The sequence below is a fragment of the Amycolatopsis thermophila genome (genome assembly GCF_030814215.1).
GTDB lineage: Bacteria > Actinomycetota > Actinomycetes > Mycobacteriales > Pseudonocardiaceae > Amycolatopsis_E > Amycolatopsis_E thermophila.
This window is the reverse complement of sequence record NZ_JAUSUT010000001.1, coordinates 4,037,154-4,053,948: the sequence shown is the minus strand read 5'-3', so window position 1 is coordinate 4,053,948 and position 16,795 is coordinate 4,037,154. Positions and strand designations below refer to the sequence as shown.

Annotated in this window: 12 protein-coding genes; 4 read left to right on the top strand and 8 right to left on the bottom strand. The window is 73.4% G+C overall.

The window, feature by feature from the left end; genetic code table 11:
• Window positions 1–6 precede the first annotated feature (6 nt).
• Both FB470_RS19890 and FB470_RS19885 read left to right on the top strand, forming a co-directional pair.
• On the top strand, window positions 7–1,527 hold the full coding sequence (locus FB470_RS19890; protein WP_306993631.1) for an aminotransferase-like domain-containing protein: 1,521 nt from the start codon (window positions 7–9) through the stop codon (window positions 1,525–1,527).
• Window positions 1,445–2,518: a pyridoxal phosphate-dependent aminotransferase gene (locus FB470_RS19885; RefSeq protein ID WP_306993629.1), complete on the top strand. Its 1,074-nt coding sequence runs from the start codon at window positions 1,445–1,447 to the stop codon at window positions 2,516–2,518. Before FB470_RS19890 ends, FB470_RS19885 begins: the two co-directional genes overlap by 83 nt.
• A 472-nt stretch (window positions 2,519–2,990) precedes the next feature.
• Here the strand turns inward: FB470_RS19885 and FB470_RS19880 are convergent, their stop codons facing one another.
• From FB470_RS19880 to FB470_RS19865, 4 genes are all read right to left on the bottom strand, one after another.
• Window positions 2,991–3,527: a regulatory protein RecX gene (locus tag FB470_RS19880; RefSeq protein WP_306993627.1), complete on the bottom strand. Its 537-nt coding sequence runs from the start codon at window positions 3,525–3,527 to the stop codon at window positions 2,991–2,993.
• A 3-nt stretch (window positions 3,528–3,530) separates the two neighbouring features.
• On the bottom strand, window positions 3,531–4,571 hold the full coding sequence (gene recA, locus FB470_RS19875) for a recombinase RecA (protein WP_017983956.1): 1,041 nt from the start codon (window positions 4,569–4,571) through the stop codon (window positions 3,531–3,533).
• Window positions 4,572–4,776: 205 nt separating this feature from the next.
• The gene (locus FB470_RS19870) at window positions 4,777–4,971 is read right to left on the bottom strand and encodes a DUF3046 domain-containing protein (protein WP_306993623.1); all 195 of its coding nucleotides are present in this window, start codon (window positions 4,969–4,971) and stop codon (window positions 4,777–4,779) included.
• Between the two features lie 159 nt (window positions 4,972–5,130).
• The gene (locus tag FB470_RS19865) at window positions 5,131–6,978 is read right to left on the bottom strand and encodes an Hsp70 family protein (RefSeq protein ID WP_306993620.1); all 1,848 of its coding nucleotides are present in this window, start codon (window positions 6,976–6,978) and stop codon (window positions 5,131–5,133) included.
• A 111-nt stretch (window positions 6,979–7,089) separates the two neighbouring features.
• On the opposite strand from FB470_RS19865, the gene FB470_RS19860 reads away from it, so the two are divergent.
• Both FB470_RS19860 and def read left to right on the top strand, forming a co-directional pair.
• A complete protein-coding gene (locus FB470_RS19860) occupies window positions 7,090–11,721 on the top strand; it encodes an ATP-dependent helicase (protein ID WP_306993618.1) in 4,632 nt (1,543 codons plus the stop codon).
• Between the two features lie 79 nt (window positions 11,722–11,800).
• Window positions 11,801–12,301: a peptide deformylase gene (def, locus tag FB470_RS19855; protein WP_306993616.1), complete on the top strand. Its 501-nt coding sequence runs from the start codon at window positions 11,801–11,803 to the stop codon at window positions 12,299–12,301.
• An 873-nt stretch (window positions 12,302–13,174) separates the two neighbouring features.
• On the opposite strand, the gene FB470_RS19850 is transcribed toward def, so the two are convergent.
• The 4 genes from FB470_RS19850 to FB470_RS19835 all read right to left on the bottom strand — a co-directional run bounded on the left by FB470_RS19850 (window position 13,175) and on the right by FB470_RS19835 (window position 16,415).
• Window positions 13,175–14,269 carry a GNAT family N-acetyltransferase gene (locus FB470_RS19850; protein WP_306993614.1) on the bottom strand — a complete coding sequence of 365 codons (1,095 nt, stop codon included), beginning with the start codon at window positions 14,267–14,269 and terminating at the stop codon, window positions 13,175–13,177.
• 94 nt (window positions 14,270–14,363) lie between these two features.
• Complete coding sequence (locus tag FB470_RS19845; protein ID WP_306993613.1) at window positions 14,364–15,092, bottom strand: VOC family protein; 729 nt, start codon at window positions 15,090–15,092, stop codon at window positions 14,364–14,366.
• 49 nt (window positions 15,093–15,141) lie between these two features.
• The gene (locus FB470_RS19840; protein WP_306993611.1) at window positions 15,142–15,906 is read right to left on the bottom strand and encodes a maleylpyruvate isomerase N-terminal domain-containing protein; all 765 of its coding nucleotides are present in this window, start codon (window positions 15,904–15,906) and stop codon (window positions 15,142–15,144) included.
• A complete protein-coding gene (locus FB470_RS19835; protein ID WP_306993609.1) occupies window positions 15,903–16,415 on the bottom strand; it encodes an SAV_6107 family HEPN domain-containing protein in 513 nt (170 codons plus the stop codon). Before FB470_RS19835 ends, FB470_RS19840 begins: the two co-directional genes overlap by 4 nt.
• Window positions 16,416–16,795 lie beyond the last annotated feature (380 nt).

Genomic DNA, 16,795 nt, shown 5'->3' with positions numbered 1-16,795 from the left:
CGTCGCATGCACGCTGGACGGCTCGCGGAGCTGCTCGGGCGGTGGTCCAGCGGCACCGACGCGCTCTACCTCAAACTCGCCGGGCGGCTGGAAAGGCTGATCGAACGCGGCGAGATCCCGGCGGATGGGCAGCTGCCGACCGAACGGGCGCTGGCGGCGGAACTCGCGATCAGCCGCAACACGGCGGTCGCGGCGTACGACGTGCTGCGCGACCACGGCCTGGTGGAGCGGCGACGCGGCAGTGGCACGTTCGTGCGGCGGCCGCCGCGACCGGGACGCGGGGTGGTCGGCGAGTTCAACCCGATGTTCCTCCACCTGCTCGACCCGGTGCCCGACCTGATCGACCTCACCTGCGCGGCGCCGCCCCAGCCCGCGTACCTCCCGGAGGTCGTCGCGGGGGCGGCGGAACGGGTCGCGGACTTCGGGATCGGCTACTACCCGTCCGGCATCCCGGAGTTGCGGCAGGCGATCGCGGACCGCTACACCGCCGACGGTGTGCCGACGACGGCCGGCCAGGTCGTCGTCACCTCCGGCGCACAGCAGGCGATTTCCTTGCTGACACAGCTTTTCCTGCGCCCCGGCGACGTGGTCGCCGCCGAGGAGCTGACCTATCCCGGCGCGCTGGACGCCTTCCGCGGCAGCGGGGCCCGGATTCTGGGTGTGCCGTTGACGCCGGACGGGGCGTCGGTGGCGGGTCTGGCGGAGGTCGTCCCGCGGGCGCGGATGGTGTACCTGGTGCCGGCGTTCCACAACCCGACCGGCGCGGTGCTGCCCGCCGCGTCGTGCCGGCGCGTGGTGGCGCTGTGCGAAGCGCACGGGGTGCCGCTGATCGACGACCACGTGCTGGCGGACCTGGCCCTGGACGGTGCCCGCCCGGCGCCGCTGGCCCGGTACGGGCCGGTGATCAGCGTGGGGTCGCTGAGCAAACTGATCTGGGGCGGCGTGCGGATCGGCTGGATCCGGGCCGACGAGCGGACGGCGGCCGATCTGTCCCGGCTCAAGGCGGTCGCCGACCTGGGGACCGACGTCGTCGCGCAGGCGATCGGGCTGGGGTTGTTCGAGCGGCTCGACTCGCTGCGCGCGCAGCGGTGCCGTGAGCTGCGGGCGAGCCGGGACCAGGTGGTGCGGGACCTGCGGGCTTCGTTGCCGTCGTGGGAGTTCCGGGTGCCGGAGGGCGGGCAGACGTTGTGGGTCCGCCTGCCGGGGGTGGACTCGCGGCGGTTCGCGCAGTTCGCCTTGCGCTATGGCGTGGCGTTGCTGGAAGGCACCTCGCTGGCGGCTCACGAGTCCAGCGGTGAACACATCAGGTTGCCGTTCACACCGACGCGAGATGCGCTTTCCGAGGCGGTGCGGCGGTTGCGGAAGGCCTGGGCCGACTTCCCGGGGGCCAATGGCGCCGCATTGGCTCTGGAGCGGGACGGTGGCGTGCGCGAGGCTGACGGGCATGCGACGTTTTCCGCCCAGCGCGATGACGGGCCTGCTGGACCGGGCTCCCCGGTACGACCTCGCCGAGAGCACCTGCGGTGATCTGACGGTCGCCGATCTGGTGGACGCGGGCGGCCTCGCGAAGTTCCAACTCGGGTACGGCACCTCGGCCGGTGATCCCGAGCTGCGGACGCTGCTGGCCGCACGACTCGGGGTGTCCGCGGATGAGGTGCTGGTCACGACGGGCGCCGGCACGGCCCTGTTCCTGGTCGCGTTGGTGGCGGCGGGTGAGACCGTCGTGGTGCAGCCCGGTTATCCGCCGATGCTCGGGGCGGTGCGGGGTCTCGGGGAGCCGGTGCGGACGGTGCGGCTGCGGTTCGACGACGGGTACCGGCTCGACGTGCCGGCGCTGCGGGAGGCGTTGTCGCCGCGGACGCGGCTGGTGATGCTCGCGACGCCCCAGAACCCGAGCGGGGTGGCCTTCACACGGGACGAGGTCTCGTCGGCGTTGTCGGCCATGGCCGAGGTGTGCCCGGAGGCGGTGCTGCTGGTCGACGAGAACTACCGGGAGGCGGCGTATTCGCCGGTGGAGTCGTTCGCCACGGTGTCCCCGCGGGTGCTGACGTGCGGGTCGTTCTCGAAGGCCCACGGTGTTCCCGGGGTGCGGATCGGGTGGCTGACCGTGCGGGACCCCGAGTGGTACGAGCAGCTGCGGCGGGCCAAGTTCACGACCGCGGTGTCGTGCGGGACGCTGGACGAGTTCCTGGCGCTGGAGCTGCTGCGCCGCGTGGACGACGTGCTGGCCGCGAAAGGGGCGCGGGTCGCCGCGGGGCTGGCCGTGGTGTCGCGGTGGGTGGAGCGGCACGCGGACCGGGTGAGCTGGATCCGGCCCGACGCGGGAGCCTTCTGCTGCGTGCGACTGGATTCCGGCGCCGGGGAGTTCTACGAGCGGCTGTCCGCTCGTGGGGTGGCGGTCGCCCCCGGCGCCTGGTTCGGCGACGACCCGGCCCTCTTCCGGCTCGGCTTCGGCCACGAACCAATCGAGCGCCTGCGCGAGGCGCTCGCGCTGATGAGCAACGCCCTCACCAGCTGAGCCTGCCCACGCGAGTCCCACCACGCGCCGAAAGGCGGGACTCGCAGCGCCGGCCCGCAACCTCCGCACGGTGGGCTTCACGAGCGCGAGCAGATCCCACGGGCGGCGACCGTGGACCCTCGCCGAAAGGCGGGACTCGCAACGCCGACGCCACCCGAGCACCGGCCCGCCATTCCCAAGCGTGCGACCCCCCTCCGGCTGCGCCCTGCACGAATGCGGAACCCACTCGCCCGAATGATGATTCGCCAGCACAGGTGGGACCCGCAGGGCCACAACCGTGGCCCCCGCCCGCGCACTGCGGTGTTCGCCAAACCTCACCGAGAGGGGGAGGCGAGAGCCCGGAACTCGCCACCCCGACGCCCGCAGGCACCGCCACGAGACGACCGCGCCGAACCCACCACACGACCACCGACCGCGCCCCCACGAACACCCGCGCACCGAAGCGACCGCGAGCACCAGCGCACGCCGCTGGTCAGTCCAGGGTGGCGTCGTCCAAGGGGGTCTCGTCCGCACCGGCTGCGCGCAGCTCGTCGCGCACCACGGTGTACGCTAGGCCCTGCGGGTAGCCCTTGCGGGCGAGCGTGCCGAGCAGCCGGCGGGTCGCGGTCTGCTCGTCCAGCGACGTCATCGAGCGCAGCCGCTTGCGCACCAGCTCACGCGCCCGCTGCTCCTCGGACTCGCGGTCGATCTCCCCCGCCGCCTGCGCGGCCACCTCCGCGTCGACACCCTTGCGTTTCAGCTCGGCGACGAGCGCGGTGCGCGCCAGCCCCTGGTACGCGTGGCGGGACCGCACCCACTGCTCGGCGAACGCCGCGTCGTCGATCAGGCCCGCGTCGTCCAGCTTGCCGAGCAGCTGCTCGCGGATCTCGTCGTCGAAACCCTTGCGCCGTAACGCCTGCCGCAGCTCGTCCTTGGTGCGGGCACGGATGGCCAGGAGGTCGAAGCAGACCTCCTTGGCCTTCTTCCACGCCTCGTCCCGGGACAGCTCCGCCGGATCGAACCTGGGCATCGATCAGAAGTCGACGGGCGCCGGCTCGGCCGCTTCGGCGTCGACCTGCGGCCCGATGCCGAGCTTCTCCTTGATGCGCTTCTCGATCTCGTTGGCGATGTCCGGGTTGTCGCGCAGGAACTTCCGCGCGTTCTCCTTGCCCTGGCCGAGCTGGTCGCCCTCGTAGGTGTACCAGGCGCCGGACTTGCGCAGGATGCCCTGGTCGACGCCCATGTCGATGAGCGAGCCCTCGCGGGACACGCCGACGCCGTAGAGGATGTCGAACTCGGCCTGCTTGAACGGCGGCGCGACCTTGTTCTTCACGACCTTGACCCGGGTGCGGTTGCCGACCGCCTCGCCGCTGTCCTTGAGCGTCTCGATGCGGCGCACGTCGAGCCGGACGGAGGCGTAGAACTTCAGCGCCTTGCCACCGGTGGTGGTTTCCGGCGAGCCGAACATGACGCCGACCTTCTCGCGCAGCTGGTTGATGAAGATCGCGGTGGTGCCCGAGTTGGACAGCGCACCGGTGATCTTCCGCAGCGCCTGGCTCATCAGCCGGGCCTGCAGACCCACGTGCGAGTCGCCCATCTCGCCCTCGATCTCGGCGCGCGGCACGAGCGCGGCCACCGAGTCGATCACCAGGATGTCGAGCGCGCCGGAGCGGATCAGCATGTCCGCGATCTCCAGCGCCTGCTCGCCGGTGTCCGGCTGGGACACCAGCAGCGCGTCGGTGTCGACGCCGAGCGCCTTGGCGTACTCCGGGTCGAGCGCGTGCTCGGCGTCGATGAACGCCGCGATGCCGCCGGCCTTCTGGGCGTTGGCGACCGCGTGCAGGGCGACGGTCGTCTTACCCGAGGACTCCGGGCCGTAGATCTCGATGACCCGGCCGCGCGGGAGGCCGCCGATGCCGAGCGCGATGTCGAGGGCGATGGCGCCGGTCGGGATCACGCCGATGGGCGGGCGGGTCTCCTCGCCCAGGCGCATGACCGAGCCCTTGCCGTACTGCTTGTCGATCTGGGCCAGGGCGAGCTCGAGCGCCTTGTCCTTGTCGGGTGCTGCTGGCATGGAAATCCACCTCGTCGTTTCGGAGCCTGTGGGGCTGGTATTCGGGTTTGTTCGCTGTGGGCCCGACACTACGGGCGGGGTCCGACAATTCCGGGCGCCGAGACGAAGCTGTGGATCGTTGACCCCGATGTGGACAACAGAATAGCCGAACACGTGTTCGAGGCAAGAGCGACACACCTGCAGGTGCGAACTTTCCGCACGGGGCTCACCGGCGCTCCGGCGGCACGTCGAACTCGGCGCAGACCTCCCGCCAGATCTCCTTCGCCGGGACACCCTGGGCCAGCGCCTCCTCGACGGTGCGCCCGCCCAGGCCGCTGAAGACGTGGTCCTTCGCCAGCATCTCGGACCGGCCGGGCCCGAACTCGTCGGCCATCAGCTTGCGGAACACGGTGATGCGCATCGGACCCAGCGTAGCGACCGGCGCGGACCGGGACGCGGGTACCGTGGCGGCATGCCCTCCTGGGGACCGGCCCTGATGACCGCGGCCTCGATCGCGGTGCTGGTCGCGGTGATCGTGGTCGCGCTGCGCGCCCTCTGGCACATGCGCAACCGGCGCTAGTCATTCCCCGGGCTGGACGTTCTGCTCGAAGTAGGTGGCCAGCTGCGCCGCCGTCAGCGGGGTCTGCCCGGTGCCCACCTTCTGGTAGATCACCCCGGCCAGCGGCCGGTCGGCGACCTTGAACACCAGCACCGCGGAGGTCCGCCCGGACGCCGACGAGTAGCTGCCGTCCAGGCCGTTGCCCTTCCACGCGGCCTGCACCTGGTTGCCGCCGACCGCGCCGAGCAGCCGGTCGGTGTAGTCCTTGACCTCCTCGGCCGACACCCCGTGCAGGTAGGTGATCTGCGCGCCGGCCAGCGCGGGCGCCGAGCAGGTGGCCAGCACGCCGATGTCGGCGTTCTCCGGGGGCGCGATGTCCCCGCTGCCCGCGCCCGGCGCGCACTGGCCGTCGGCGATCGTCCCGGCCAGCTGGCGCAGGCAGCCGGTGAAGCCCTGCGGGTCGGCCGCGCCCGGCTGCTGGCAGTCGGCGGCGCTGAAGGTGGTGGCGGACGAACTGGACGGCCAGAGGAGGTAGGTGGCGCCGGCGGCCAGCAGCACGACGACGGCCGCGGCGATACCGGTGATCAGCTTCTTCCGGTTCTTCGGCGCCGCGGGCCGGGCCGGGGGCAGCGTCGGGAAGTTCGACGGCGGCGGGAACCCGGCCTGCGGGTAGGGCGCCGCGCCCGGGTAGCCACCCGGCGGCGTGCCCGGCACCGTGGCGACCGGGGGCGGCGGGAACCCGGCGGGCACGCCGGTCGCGGCGACCTGGCCCTCGACGTTCTGCGTGCGCATGTTGATGCCGTCGCGCGCCACGTGGTGCGCGCCGAGCGCCACCGCGGTCTCCGGCTGGTCCAGGCTGCTGGGCACGACGCCGAGCTTCTCCGCGATCATCGAGCCGACCAGCGGCAGCCGGCTCGACCCGCCGACCAGGTAGATGCCGGCCAGCCGGTCCGGCGACAGCCCGGCCGCGGCGATCGTGCGGCCGAGCAGCTCGACGCTGCGCAGCAGCGCCGGACGGACCAGCGCCTCCAGCTCGCCGCGCGTCACCAGGACGTCGCTGAACGGCTCGGGCATCGGCACCTCGGTCTGCGGCAGCCGGGACAGGGCCTCCTTGGCGGCCTTCACGTCCTCCTGCAGGGCGCGGCGCGTGCGCCGGTCCGCCGTGGACTCCGGGCGCAGCAGCCGCTGCCAGCGCTGCGGGTCGGAGTGCGAGACCTCGCGCCCGACGTGCACCATCAGCGCCTGGTCGACGTCGAGGCCACCGAGGTCGGGCAGGCCGTCCTCGGCCAGCACCGCGAAGCCGGTGCCCGTGGCGCCGACGACCGCCACGTCGAAGGTGCCCGCGCCCAGGTCGTAGACCGCGAGCGCCTGGCCGGGCGCGGGCGCGCGGCCGGCCAGTGACGCGAAGTGCGCGGCCGCGGCGACCGGCTCGGGCACGAGCAGCAGCGGACCGGTCATCCCGGCCAGCCGGGCCGCCGACAGCAGCACGTTGCGCCGCGTCGGCCCCCACTGCGCGGGGTGGGTGAGCCTGATCTCGTCGGGCATCTCGCCGCCGAGCTGGCGGGTGGTCTCGTCGAGCACGCGGCGCAGCACGGCGGCCAGCGCCTCGTTGACCGGCACGACGTCCTGGCCGAGCAGCAGGGTCTGCTCGTCGACGCGGCGCTTGGGGTTGGGTTCGAACCGGGTCGGGTCGAGGCGGGCGCGGCGCTCGGCGTCGCGGCCGACGACGAGGGTGCCGTTCTCCTCGGCGAACACCGCCGAGGGCATGGTGGCCGAGCCGTCCACCTCGACCACCCGCGGCGGCCGGCCGTGCGCGGACAGTACCGCCACGGTGTTGGACGTACCGAGATCCACCGACAGGATGCGCACAGCTCTTCCCCTCACGAACCACCCAGGTCAGGACGTGATGCTGCCACGCTCGCCGGTGCCCCGCGTGCGCACCCGCGAGAAATTGTCGTACCCCCCGGTCATCATGGTTGCGTGACCGCAGTGCTCGAGCAGTTCTCGCCCGCCACCCGCGACTGGTTCGCGGGTGCCTTCGCCGCGCCCACCCAGGCGCAGGAGGGTGCGTGGCGCGCGGCGCAGGCGGGCGAGCACGCGCTGGTCGTGGCGCCCACCGGCTCGGGCAAGACCCTCGCCGCGTTCCTGTGGGCGCTGGACCGGCTGGCGGTCGAACCTCCGGCGGCCGACGCGCAGCGCCGCTGCCGGGTCCTATACGTCTCGCCGCTGAAGGCGCTGGCGGTCGACGTGCAGCGCAACCTGCGGGCCCCGCTGGCCGGCATCCGGCAGGCCAGCCACCGCCTCGGGCAGACCCCGCCGGACATCACCGTGGGCATGCGCACCGGCGACACCTCCCCCGCCGAGCGCCGCACGTTCCTCAAGACCCCGCCGGACATCCTGGTGACCACACCGGAGTCGCTGTTCCTCATCCTCACCTCCTCGGCGCGCGAATCCCTGCGCGGGGTCGAGACGGTGATCCTCGACGAGGTGCACGCCGTGGCCGGCGGCAAGCGTGGCGCGCACCTGGCGCTGTCGCTGGAGCGGCTGGACGCGTTGCTGCCGAAGCCGGCGCAGCGCATCGGTCTGTCCGCCACGGTGCGCCCGGTCGACGAGGTCAGTTCGTTCCTCACCGGCGGCCGCCCGGTGCGGGTGGTGCAGCCGAAGACGGCGAAGACGATCGAGGTGCGCGTCGAGGTCCCGGTCGAGGACATGGCGAACCTGGACGCGCCCGCGCCGAGCCCGCTGGAGCGGCTGGACGCGATGCTGCCCTCGGAGGGCGGTATCGGCACGCAGGAGGAGATCGGGGGCGCGGCGGTCCGGCGGCCCTCCATCTGGCCGTCGGTCGAACAGCGCGTGCTGGAGCTGATCCGGCAGCACCGGTCCACCATCGTGTTCGCCAACTCGCGGCGGCTGGCCGAGCGGATGACGGCCCGGCTCAACGAGCTGGCGGCCGAGCAGACCGAGCTGACCGCCGAGCAGCGGTTCCCGGCCGAGGCCATCGGCGAGTCCGGCCTCACCACCGGCGCCGAGGCCACGGTGGCGAAGGCGCACCACGGTTCGATGTCGCGCGAGCAGCGCACCCGGGTCGAGGAGGAGCTGAAGTCCGGGCAGCTGCCGTGCGTGGTCGCGACGTCGTCGCTGGAGCTGGGCATCGACATGGGCGCGGTCGACCTGGTGGTGCAGATCGAGGCCCCGCCGACGGTCGCGTCCGGTCTGCAGCGCGTGGGCCGCGCCGGGCACCACGTCGGAGCCGTGTCGACGGGGGTGATGTTCCCGAAGTTCCGGGGCGACCTGGTGTCGTGCGCGGTGGTGTCGGAACGGATGACGGCGGGCGCGATCGAGGCGGTCCGCTACCCGCGCAACCCACTGGACGTGCTGGCGCAGCACGTGGTGTCGATGGTGGCGCTGGAGCCGTGGTCGGTGGAGGACCTGGCGGCGACGGTCCGCCGGGCGGCGCCGTTCACCGCGCTGCCGGACGACGCGCTGCTGGCCGTGCTGGACATGCTGGCCGGGCGGTACCCGAGCGAGGAGTTCGGCGAGCTGCGCCCGCGCATCACGTGGGACCGCGTGTCGGGCGAGCTGCGCGGCCGTCCGGGTTCGCAGCGGCTCGCGGTCACCTCCGGCGGCACGATCCCCGACCGCGGGCTGTTCACAGTGATGACGCCGGGCAGCGACGGCAGCCCGGGGTCCCGGGTCGGTGAGCTGGACGAGGAGATGGTCTACGAGTCGCGGGTGGGCGACACGATCCTGCTCGGCACGTCGTCGTGGCGGATCACCGACATCACGCACGACCGGGTCATCGTCGTCCCGGCGCCGGGCGAGCCGGCGCGGATGCCGTTCTGGAAGGGCGACGCGCCGGGCCGTCCGCTGGAACTGGGCCGGGCGCTGGGCGCGTTCGTCCGTGAACTGTCCAGTTCGGACGACGAGAAGGCACGGGCGCGAGCGCAGCGGGCCGGGCTGGACGAGCTGGCGTGCGACAACCTGCTGACCTACCTGGCCGAGCAGCGTTCGGCGACCCGGCACGTGCCCAACGACCGGACGATCCTGCTCGAACGCTTCCGCGACGAGCTGGGCGACTGGCGGGTGGTGCTGCACTCGCCGTTCGGGGCGCAGGTCAACGCGCCGTGGGCGCTGGCGATCGCGGCCCGGCTGCGCGAGCAGCGCGGCGTGGACGCGCAGGTGATGCACTCCGACGACGGCATCGTGCTGCGCCTGCCGGAGGCGCTGGACAGCGACGGCGCCGAGGTGACGGTCGGCACCGACGACGTGTTGATCGACCCGGAGGAGGTCGAGCAGATCATCGTCGCCGAGGTCGGCGGCTCGGCCCTGTTCGCCGCACGGTTCCGGGAGTGCGCGGCGCGGTCGCTGCTGCTGCCGCGGCGCGATCCGCGGCGGCGCACCCCGTTGTGGCAGCAGCGTCAGCGCGCCTCGCAACTGCTGTCGGTGGCCGCCAAGTACGAGCGGTTCCCGGTGGTGCTGGAGGCGATGCGGGAGTGCCTGCAGGACGTCTACGACGTCGGCGGCCTGCGCGAGCTGATGGCCGACGTGCGGGCCCGGCGGGTGAAGGTCGCCGAGGTCGAGACCCCGTCGCCGTCCCCGTTCGCGCGCAGCCTGATGTTCGGTTACGTCGGCATGTTCCTGTACGAGACGGACGCTCCACTGGCCGAGCGCCGCGCGGCGGCCCTGTCGCTGGACTCCACCCTGCTGGCCGAACTGCTGGGCACCGAGGCGATCCGGGAGCTGCTGGACGCCGAGGTGGTCGACGAGGTCGAGCGGTCGCTGCAGCGGCTCGAACCGGACCGGCACGCGCGCAACGCCGAGGAGGCCGCGGACCTGTTGCGGTTCCTGGGTGATCTGTCCGATGAGGAGGCCGCGGCGCGCGGGGTTCGGCCGGAGTGGCTGGACGAGCTGATCGCGCAGCGCCGGGTGATCCGGGTGCGGATCGCGGGCGACGACCGCAATCTGTCCATTGAGGACGCGGGACGGGTGCGGGACGCGCTCGGCGTGGCGCTGCCGATCGGGGTGCCGGAGGCGTTCACCGAGCCGGTGGCCGACCCGCTCGGTGACCTGCTGTCCCGCTACGCCCGCTCGCGCGGTCCGTTCTCGGCGCAGGAGGCGGCGAGCCGGTTCGGGCTCGGCCCCGCCGTGGTGACGGGGGTGCTCGACCGGCTCACGGCCGAGGGGCGCCTGGTGCGGGGCGAGCTGCGCCCGGTCGGGCATCCGGAGACGCACGGCGCGGGCACGGAGTACTGCGACGCGGCGGTGCTGCGGCGGTTGCGGCGGGCGTCGCTGGCACGACTGCGGGCCGAGGTCGAACCCGTGGAGCCCGCCGCGCTGGGCCGGTTCCTGCCGTCGTGGCACGGGATCGGCGCGCGGATGCGGGCCGCACCGAGCGTCGACGACGTGCTGTCGGTGGTCGAGCAGCTGGCGGGCGCGCCGCTGCCGGCGAGCGCCCTGGAGTCGCTCATCCTGCCGAGCCGGCTGCCGGGCTACTACCCGGCCCTGATGGACGAGCTGATGACCGCGGGAGAGGTCGTCTGGTGCGGTGCGGGAGCGCTGGCCGGGGGCGACGGCTGGGTGTCGCTCGCGCCCGCGGACGTGGCGGATCTGCTGCTGCCGGAGATCGACGAAGAGGCGCCGACGAGCCCGCTGCACGAGGCCATCCTCTCCGCGCTGGAGGGCGGCGCACTGTTCTTCCGCCAGCTGGTCGACCGGGTGACACCGCTGGTGGACAGCGCGCCGAACGACGCGGACGTGGTGGGCGCGCTGTGGGATCTGGTGTGGGCCGGCACGGTTACCGGCGACACGCTGGCGCCGCTGCGGGCGCTCGTGTCGGGCAAGGGCGCGGCCCACAAGCCGCGACAGGCGACGCCGCGCAGCCGGTACGGGCGGATGCGCGCGGGCCGTCCGGCGATGCCCTCGCGCACCGGTCCGCCGACGGTGGCGGGCCGGTGGGCGCTGACGCCGTTGCGCGAGTCCGATCCGACGCGCCGCACGCACGCGCGGACGGAGGCCTTCCTGGAGCGGCACGGTGTGCTCACGCGAGGTGCGCTGGAGACCGAGCGGGTCACCGGCGGGTTCTCCGGGATCTACAAGGTGCTGCGCGCGATGGAGGACTCGGGGCAGGTGATCCGCGGCTACGTCGTGGAGGGCCTGGGCGCGGCGCAGTTCGCCGCGCGTGGCGCGGTGGACCGGTTGCGGGCGCTGTCGGATCCGGGCGGGACCCGCCGGGGAGACCCGATGGCGGACGCGGTCGTGCTCGCGGCGACCGATCCGGCACAGCCGTACGGCGCGGCGCTGTCCTGGCCGGCCGCCCTGGGCGACACCAAGCACCGGCCCGCGCGCAAGGCCGGTGCGCTGGTGGTGCTCGTGAACGGGGTGCCGGCGCTGTATGTCGAACGGGGCGGGCGGTCGCTGCTGTCGTTCACCGAGGACGAGCCGGCGCTGAAGGCCGCCGCGCACGCCCTGTCGCGCGCCGTCCGGGAGGGCTGGCTGGGTCAGCTGGCGGTGCAGCGGGCCGACGGGGAGCAGGCCCTGACCTCGGCGCTGGCCGACGTGCTCCGCGACGCCGGGTTCCGCGCGACACCGAAGGGGCTGCGGTTGAGAGCTTGAGATCACCTCCCCTCCGTTGGCTCACCGCGGGCGAACACGATTTACTCTTCGTAGCCCGAACGAGTGAGAGGACGACCCGATGGCGTTGCGGGAGCTGCGGTACTTCGGCGACCCGGTGCTCAAGACGGTCTGCGACCCCGTGACCAAGTTCGACACTGCACTGGAGCGGCTGGTGACCGACCTGCTGGACACCGTGCGGCCGGCGGGGCGCGCCGGGCTGGCGGCGCCGCAGATCGGCGTGAGCCTGCGGGTGTTCAGCTACGAGGTGGACAACCTGTTCGGGTACGTGATCAACCCGGAGATCGTCGAGCTGTCCGAGGAGACGCACGAGATCAACGAGGGCTGCCTGTCCGTGCCGGAGCTGTGGTTCCCGACCCGCCGGGCCAAGCGCGCGGTGGTGCGCGGAGTGGACCTGCACAACGAGCCGGTCACCGTCGAGGGCGAGGGCGTGCTGGCGCAGTGCCTCCAGCACGAGACCGACCACCTCGACGGCATGCTGTACCTGGACCGCCTGGAGAAGGAGCGCAAACGCGAGGCGCTCAAGCAGGCCCGGGAGAAGGACTGGTTCTGGTCCCGCTGACGCGGCTCCCTCCAGCCGCCGTGGAGGCTCCGCCCCGCGATGGGGCTTCGACTGCATTGGGGCTTCGAGTGCGATGGGCGGATTCGACCGCGGCGGAGGTTTCGACCGCAGTGGGCCTCGACCGCAGTGGGCTTCGAGCGCAGTGGAGCTTCGACGGCGATGGGTGGATTCGTCCGCGATGAGGGCGTCGACCGCGGCGGAGGCCTCGACCGTGGTGGCACACACCGCTCGGTGACGACCCCTCACTCCGACGGAGTGGAGAAGGCCGCCCCGCGGACGGCAACTCACCTGCGGCCGACGCAGAGCCCTTCCGCTGGACCGCCTGCGCGAGCACAGCGACCTCCGCCGACCGACCCGGCTCGCCTGGCCCACTGGCCCCCGAGCGGGATCTGCCCCCATCGCCCCACCGGCTGGCCCGCACCCGCCACCCATCGACCCCTCCAGCTGGCCCGGCACGGTAACCCATCGCCCTACCGGCTGGGCCCGCACGAGCAACCCGCCGTCCCCCACCGGCTGGCCCGGCACCCGCAATCCACCACCCCCATCGGCTGGCCCGGCGCCGGCAACCCATCGCCCCACCGGTTGGCCCGCACGGGCAACCCACCGCCCCGATCGGCTGGCCCGGCACCCGCGACCCACCACCCCCACCAGCTACCCACGCACGCGCAAGCCACCCATCCCCTCCAGCTGGTCCGGCACCGGCAACCCACCGACCCCACCGGCTGGCCCGGCACCCGCAACCCACCATCCCCTCCAGCCGGCCCGGCACCCGCAACCCACCGCCCCCACCAGCACGCCCCGCGCCCCACCGCAGCGGCCGCCCCGGCAAATCGGGCTTTCCCACCACCGCCGGCCGCTCCGGGAGCGCAGCCGTCACAGCTCGCTCAGCACGCGGGGCTCCGCGCGGTGCAGGTCGATCCGCAGGAGGCCCTCCTCCTCCGGCGGATCCGGCGCCAGCCCCGCGCACAGCGCGGTCCGGTAGATCGCGTCCCGCCCGGGCAGTGACACCGCCACCAGCCGGCGGCATCCGCCCGCCGCCGCGATTTCCGCCACGCGCGCCATCAGCGCGGTGCCTACGCCGTTGCGCTGCCAAGCGTCCTCGACGAGCAGCGACACCTCGGCGATCTCGCCGGCCGGGCCCGGAATCAGCTGTCCCAGCCCGACGACCTCGCGCCCGCACACCGCGAGCAGGCTCATCCCCCGCGGCGGCACCAGCAGCCGGTGCAGCCAGCGGCGCGGCATCCTGCTCATGCCGGTGTGGTAGCGCGCGAAGAGCGTGTTCGACGAGCATCGGGCGTGCATCGCGGACACCGCCTCGGCGTCAGCGGGCTTGCCCTCGCGCAGCACGATCGCCGCGCCGTCCGCACACGTCGCCGCCGCCGGGGCGGACACGTTGCGCCGCGACCGCTCGATCAGCCCCAGCAGCGCCTCCGCACGAGCCAGTTCCAGCTGCACGAACGGCGCCCACCGGCGACGGGCCACCAACGCGCTGTCCTCGCCGACCGCGAACACCGCCCGGTGACCGCCCTCGACCCGCGCCGGGTTGGCCTCCGCCAGCGGCACCACCGTCACGAGGTCGGCGGTCAGCACCTCGCGCAGCACCTCGGCGCGGCGCGCCGGGTCGTCGACCGCGCGGCCGGCCGCGGTCAGCACCGCTGCGGAGGCGTCGACCAGCGAACTCATGTCCACGCCCGCGAGGCAGCTGCACTCACACCCCTCGGCCTGGATCGCCGTCACCAGCTGGTCCTTGGTCAACCCGGTCGCCGGCCGGATCACGATCTCGTCGAGCACACCGCCCGGCACCGGGAGCACCGTCAACCCCAGGATGTTGCACTCCAGATCGGCCATCCGGATCGCGATGCGGGCGAGCGCGCCCGGGCGGTCCTCCATCCGGATGCGGACCCGCCAGACGGCGAGCGCCGTCTCATCCACGACCACCGGAAGCGTTCTTCGGGTGCGAATCTCCATCCGGCCACGATCGCGCACGTGTGTTGCCGGTCGTGGACGGATGTGTATCACCCGTGTCAGCGCCCGCGCCGCACCCGCAACGGAGCCGAAACACTCACCGCGGCGAGAGCACGCAGAACTCGTTGCCCTCCGGGTCGGCCAGCACCTCCCAGCTGACCTCGCCCTGCCCGATGTCGATGCGCCGCGCACCGAGGCCGCACAACCGGTCCGACTCGGACGCGGTGTCGCCGTCCGCGAACGGCGCCACGTCCAGGTGCAGGCGGTTCTTGCGATCCTTGGGCTCCGCGCTGCGCAGGAACTCCAGCCACGGCCCGCGCCCGGTCGGCGCGCGCAACCCGACGATCTCCGGGTGCCGGCTGCCGATCCGCCACCCCGTCGCCTCGGCCCAGAACGTCGCCAGCGCCAGCGGGTCGCGGGCGTCCAGCACGACCGCGGCGACGGCCCCGGTCGTCGTGTAGGCCGCGCGGGGCTCCAGCACGCAGAACTCGTTGCCCTCCGGATCGGCCAGGACCACCCAGGGGACCGCGCCCTGGCCGATGTCGCGCTCGCGCGCGCCCAGGGCCAGGGCCCGCTCCACCGTGGCGGCCTGGTCGTCAGCGGACGCGCTGGCCAGGTCGAGGTGCACGCGGTTCTTCACGCCCGGTTCCTTGACCTCCGGGACCGTGCCGAACACGAGCAGCAGCCCGTCGACCCCGGGCGCATCGACGTGGACCTCGTCGTGGACCTCGCGCGTGATCGTCCAGCCCAGCAACTCCGCCCAGAAGCCGGCCAGCTCCCGGGGCCGGTTCGCGTTGATCACGAGGCTGTCCAGTCGCGTCGTCATGACGGGACGATATCCAGCAACGCTTCCCCACGTCCTGGACTTTCCGCCCCTACCGCGTCGCCAGGCGCAGCAGCGCCCAGAACTGGCCGATCGCGTCGTCGCTGCCGTCCCAGGTGACCCCCGCGTGGCCGCGACGGCCCCACAGCCACTCGTAGACCGCCACGGGCGATCCGGTGACCGTGCCGTCGGCCCGGCCGGCCTCCTCCTCGGAGCAGCGCCGGGCGAGGGTCTCGCCGGGCCCCGCCCGTGCGATCCAGCTGTGCCCGCCGGTGCGGATCCCGACCGTTCCCGCCGAAGTGCCGGACAGCCCCAGCATCGGCAGGCGCTGTGCGAACCACAACGCCAGGACCTCATCCACACCGTCGATCGCCACGTCGTCACCGGCCTCGTCGACGATCACGTCCGCCGCGCGCTGGACGTCGATCCGGTGCACGGTCGTCTCGTGCGCCATGCGGCGGCACCAGAACCCGTAGGTGCGGTCGGCGGGCCACCACGTGGCCGCGTGATCGTCCCAGTCGTGCGAGGTGAGCTCGCGGTGCAACGCCGCCAGCCCCTCCCGCAGGTACTCCTCGCCGCTCTGGCCGGGGGCCGGGTCCTCCTGCCAGTCCCGTGGGCGGTGCCCTTCGGTCATCCAGCCGGTGGCGACGCGGTAGACGCCGCCGACGTGCCGGACCACCTCACCTGTGGTGAGACCGGGCGTGGTCGGCACCGGGGTGTCCGCAGGCACCGACCGGGCGGTCGAGGTGAGCAGCTCGACCTCGATGCCCAGCACGTCCAGCAGGCGGCCGTGGTCGATGAGCGCTTGCCCGGTCATCGCCTTCGGGGCGCCTTCCCCAGAGCCGGGGGCGCGTCGCACTGCCGAACTCGGCTCGGCTTGCCGGCCGGCTCGCGGCCGTGCACGAGATCGCGGGCGAGCTCGACGAACAGCGCCGCCTGGCGCAGGAGTTCGTCGGCCTTGTCCGGGGTGATCCGGCGTGTGTTGCCGGCCTGGGCGGCGGCGCGGGCGGCCGAATGCGCGGCGAAGTACGCCGTCCACTCGTTCAGCTCGGGCGCCGCCGTTTCGAGCAGTACCCAGACGCTGGCCGGGCGGGCCCGGCCGCGGTGCGGACGGCCGCGCGCGGCGAGCACCGCGGCTCCGGCGCGGAGTGCGGCCAGGTAGGCCGCGATGAACCGGGGCGACGGCTGGGCGGCGTGCCGGGCTTCGACGATGCCCCGCCGGGCGTCGGCGAGCAGGGCCGTGGCGGCGGGCGCCGCCGGCGGACGGACCGCTAGCGGCAGCGCCGGCTGCCTCTCCTCGGCGCGGGATGCGACGGCAATGGACATTGCCCCTCCCTTGCGGACAACGTGCGGTGGTGGCATCCGGTGCCGAGGCGCTTCCCCCGCCCCGGCACCGGATGACCTGACCGGCGAGCGCTCACCGGATGTCGAACTCTTGTTCGAGCGAGTTCCAGAGTAGCTTCGAACACGTGTTCGTTCAAGTCCTCGATTGACGTGGTGTGCCGCACGTCAACGCCTTCGCTCACACGATCGGGTCCGAACGAGAATTCCCCGGAACCACCGCCCGGGGGCCCGGCGACCTGCACGACGTCACGCCGGGCCGGTCCGCCGCCCAGCCCACCTGCCCGGTGTCACACCCACCCCGACGAACGACCGGTGAACCGGTTTGCCATCAGGGGACCCGCGGCGCCGCGGGACGGCCGCCG

What these genes read in the sequence shown, in the direction of transcription:
- FB470_RS19890 (WP_306993631.1), top strand. Translation starts at nt 7, where the DNA reads ATGCACGCTGGACGGCTCGCGGAGCTGCTCGGGCGGTGGTCCAGCGGC.
- def (WP_306993616.1), top strand. Translation starts at nt 11,801, where the DNA reads ATGGCGTTGCGGGAGCTGCGGTACTTCGGCGACCCGGTGCTCAAGACG.
- FB470_RS19840 (WP_306993611.1), bottom strand. Translation starts at nt 15,906, where the DNA reads ATGACCGGGCAAGCGCTCATCGACCACGGCCGCCTGCTGGACGTGCTG.
- FB470_RS19870 (WP_306993623.1), bottom strand. Translation starts at nt 4,971, where the DNA reads ATGCGCATCACCGTGTTCCGCAAGCTGATGGCCGACGAGTTCGGGCCC.
- FB470_RS19835 (WP_306993609.1), bottom strand. Translation starts at nt 16,415, where the DNA reads ATGTCCATTGCCGTCGCATCCCGCGCCGAGGAGAGGCAGCCGGCGCTG.
- FB470_RS19885 (WP_306993629.1), top strand. Translation starts at nt 1,445, where the DNA reads ATGCGACGTTTTCCGCCCAGCGCGATGACGGGCCTGCTGGACCGGGCT.
- FB470_RS19880 (WP_306993627.1), bottom strand. Translation starts at nt 3,527, where the DNA reads ATGCCCAGGTTCGATCCGGCGGAGCTGTCCCGGGACGAGGCGTGGAAG.
- recA (WP_017983956.1), bottom strand. Translation starts at nt 4,571, where the DNA reads ATGCCAGCAGCACCCGACAAGGACAAGGCGCTCGAGCTCGCCCTGGCC.
- FB470_RS19850 (WP_306993614.1), bottom strand. Translation starts at nt 14,269, where the DNA reads ATGGAGATTCGCACCCGAAGAACGCTTCCGGTGGTCGTGGATGAGACG.
- FB470_RS19845 (WP_306993613.1), bottom strand. Translation starts at nt 15,092, where the DNA reads ATGACGACGCGACTGGACAGCCTCGTGATCAACGCGAACCGGCCCCGG.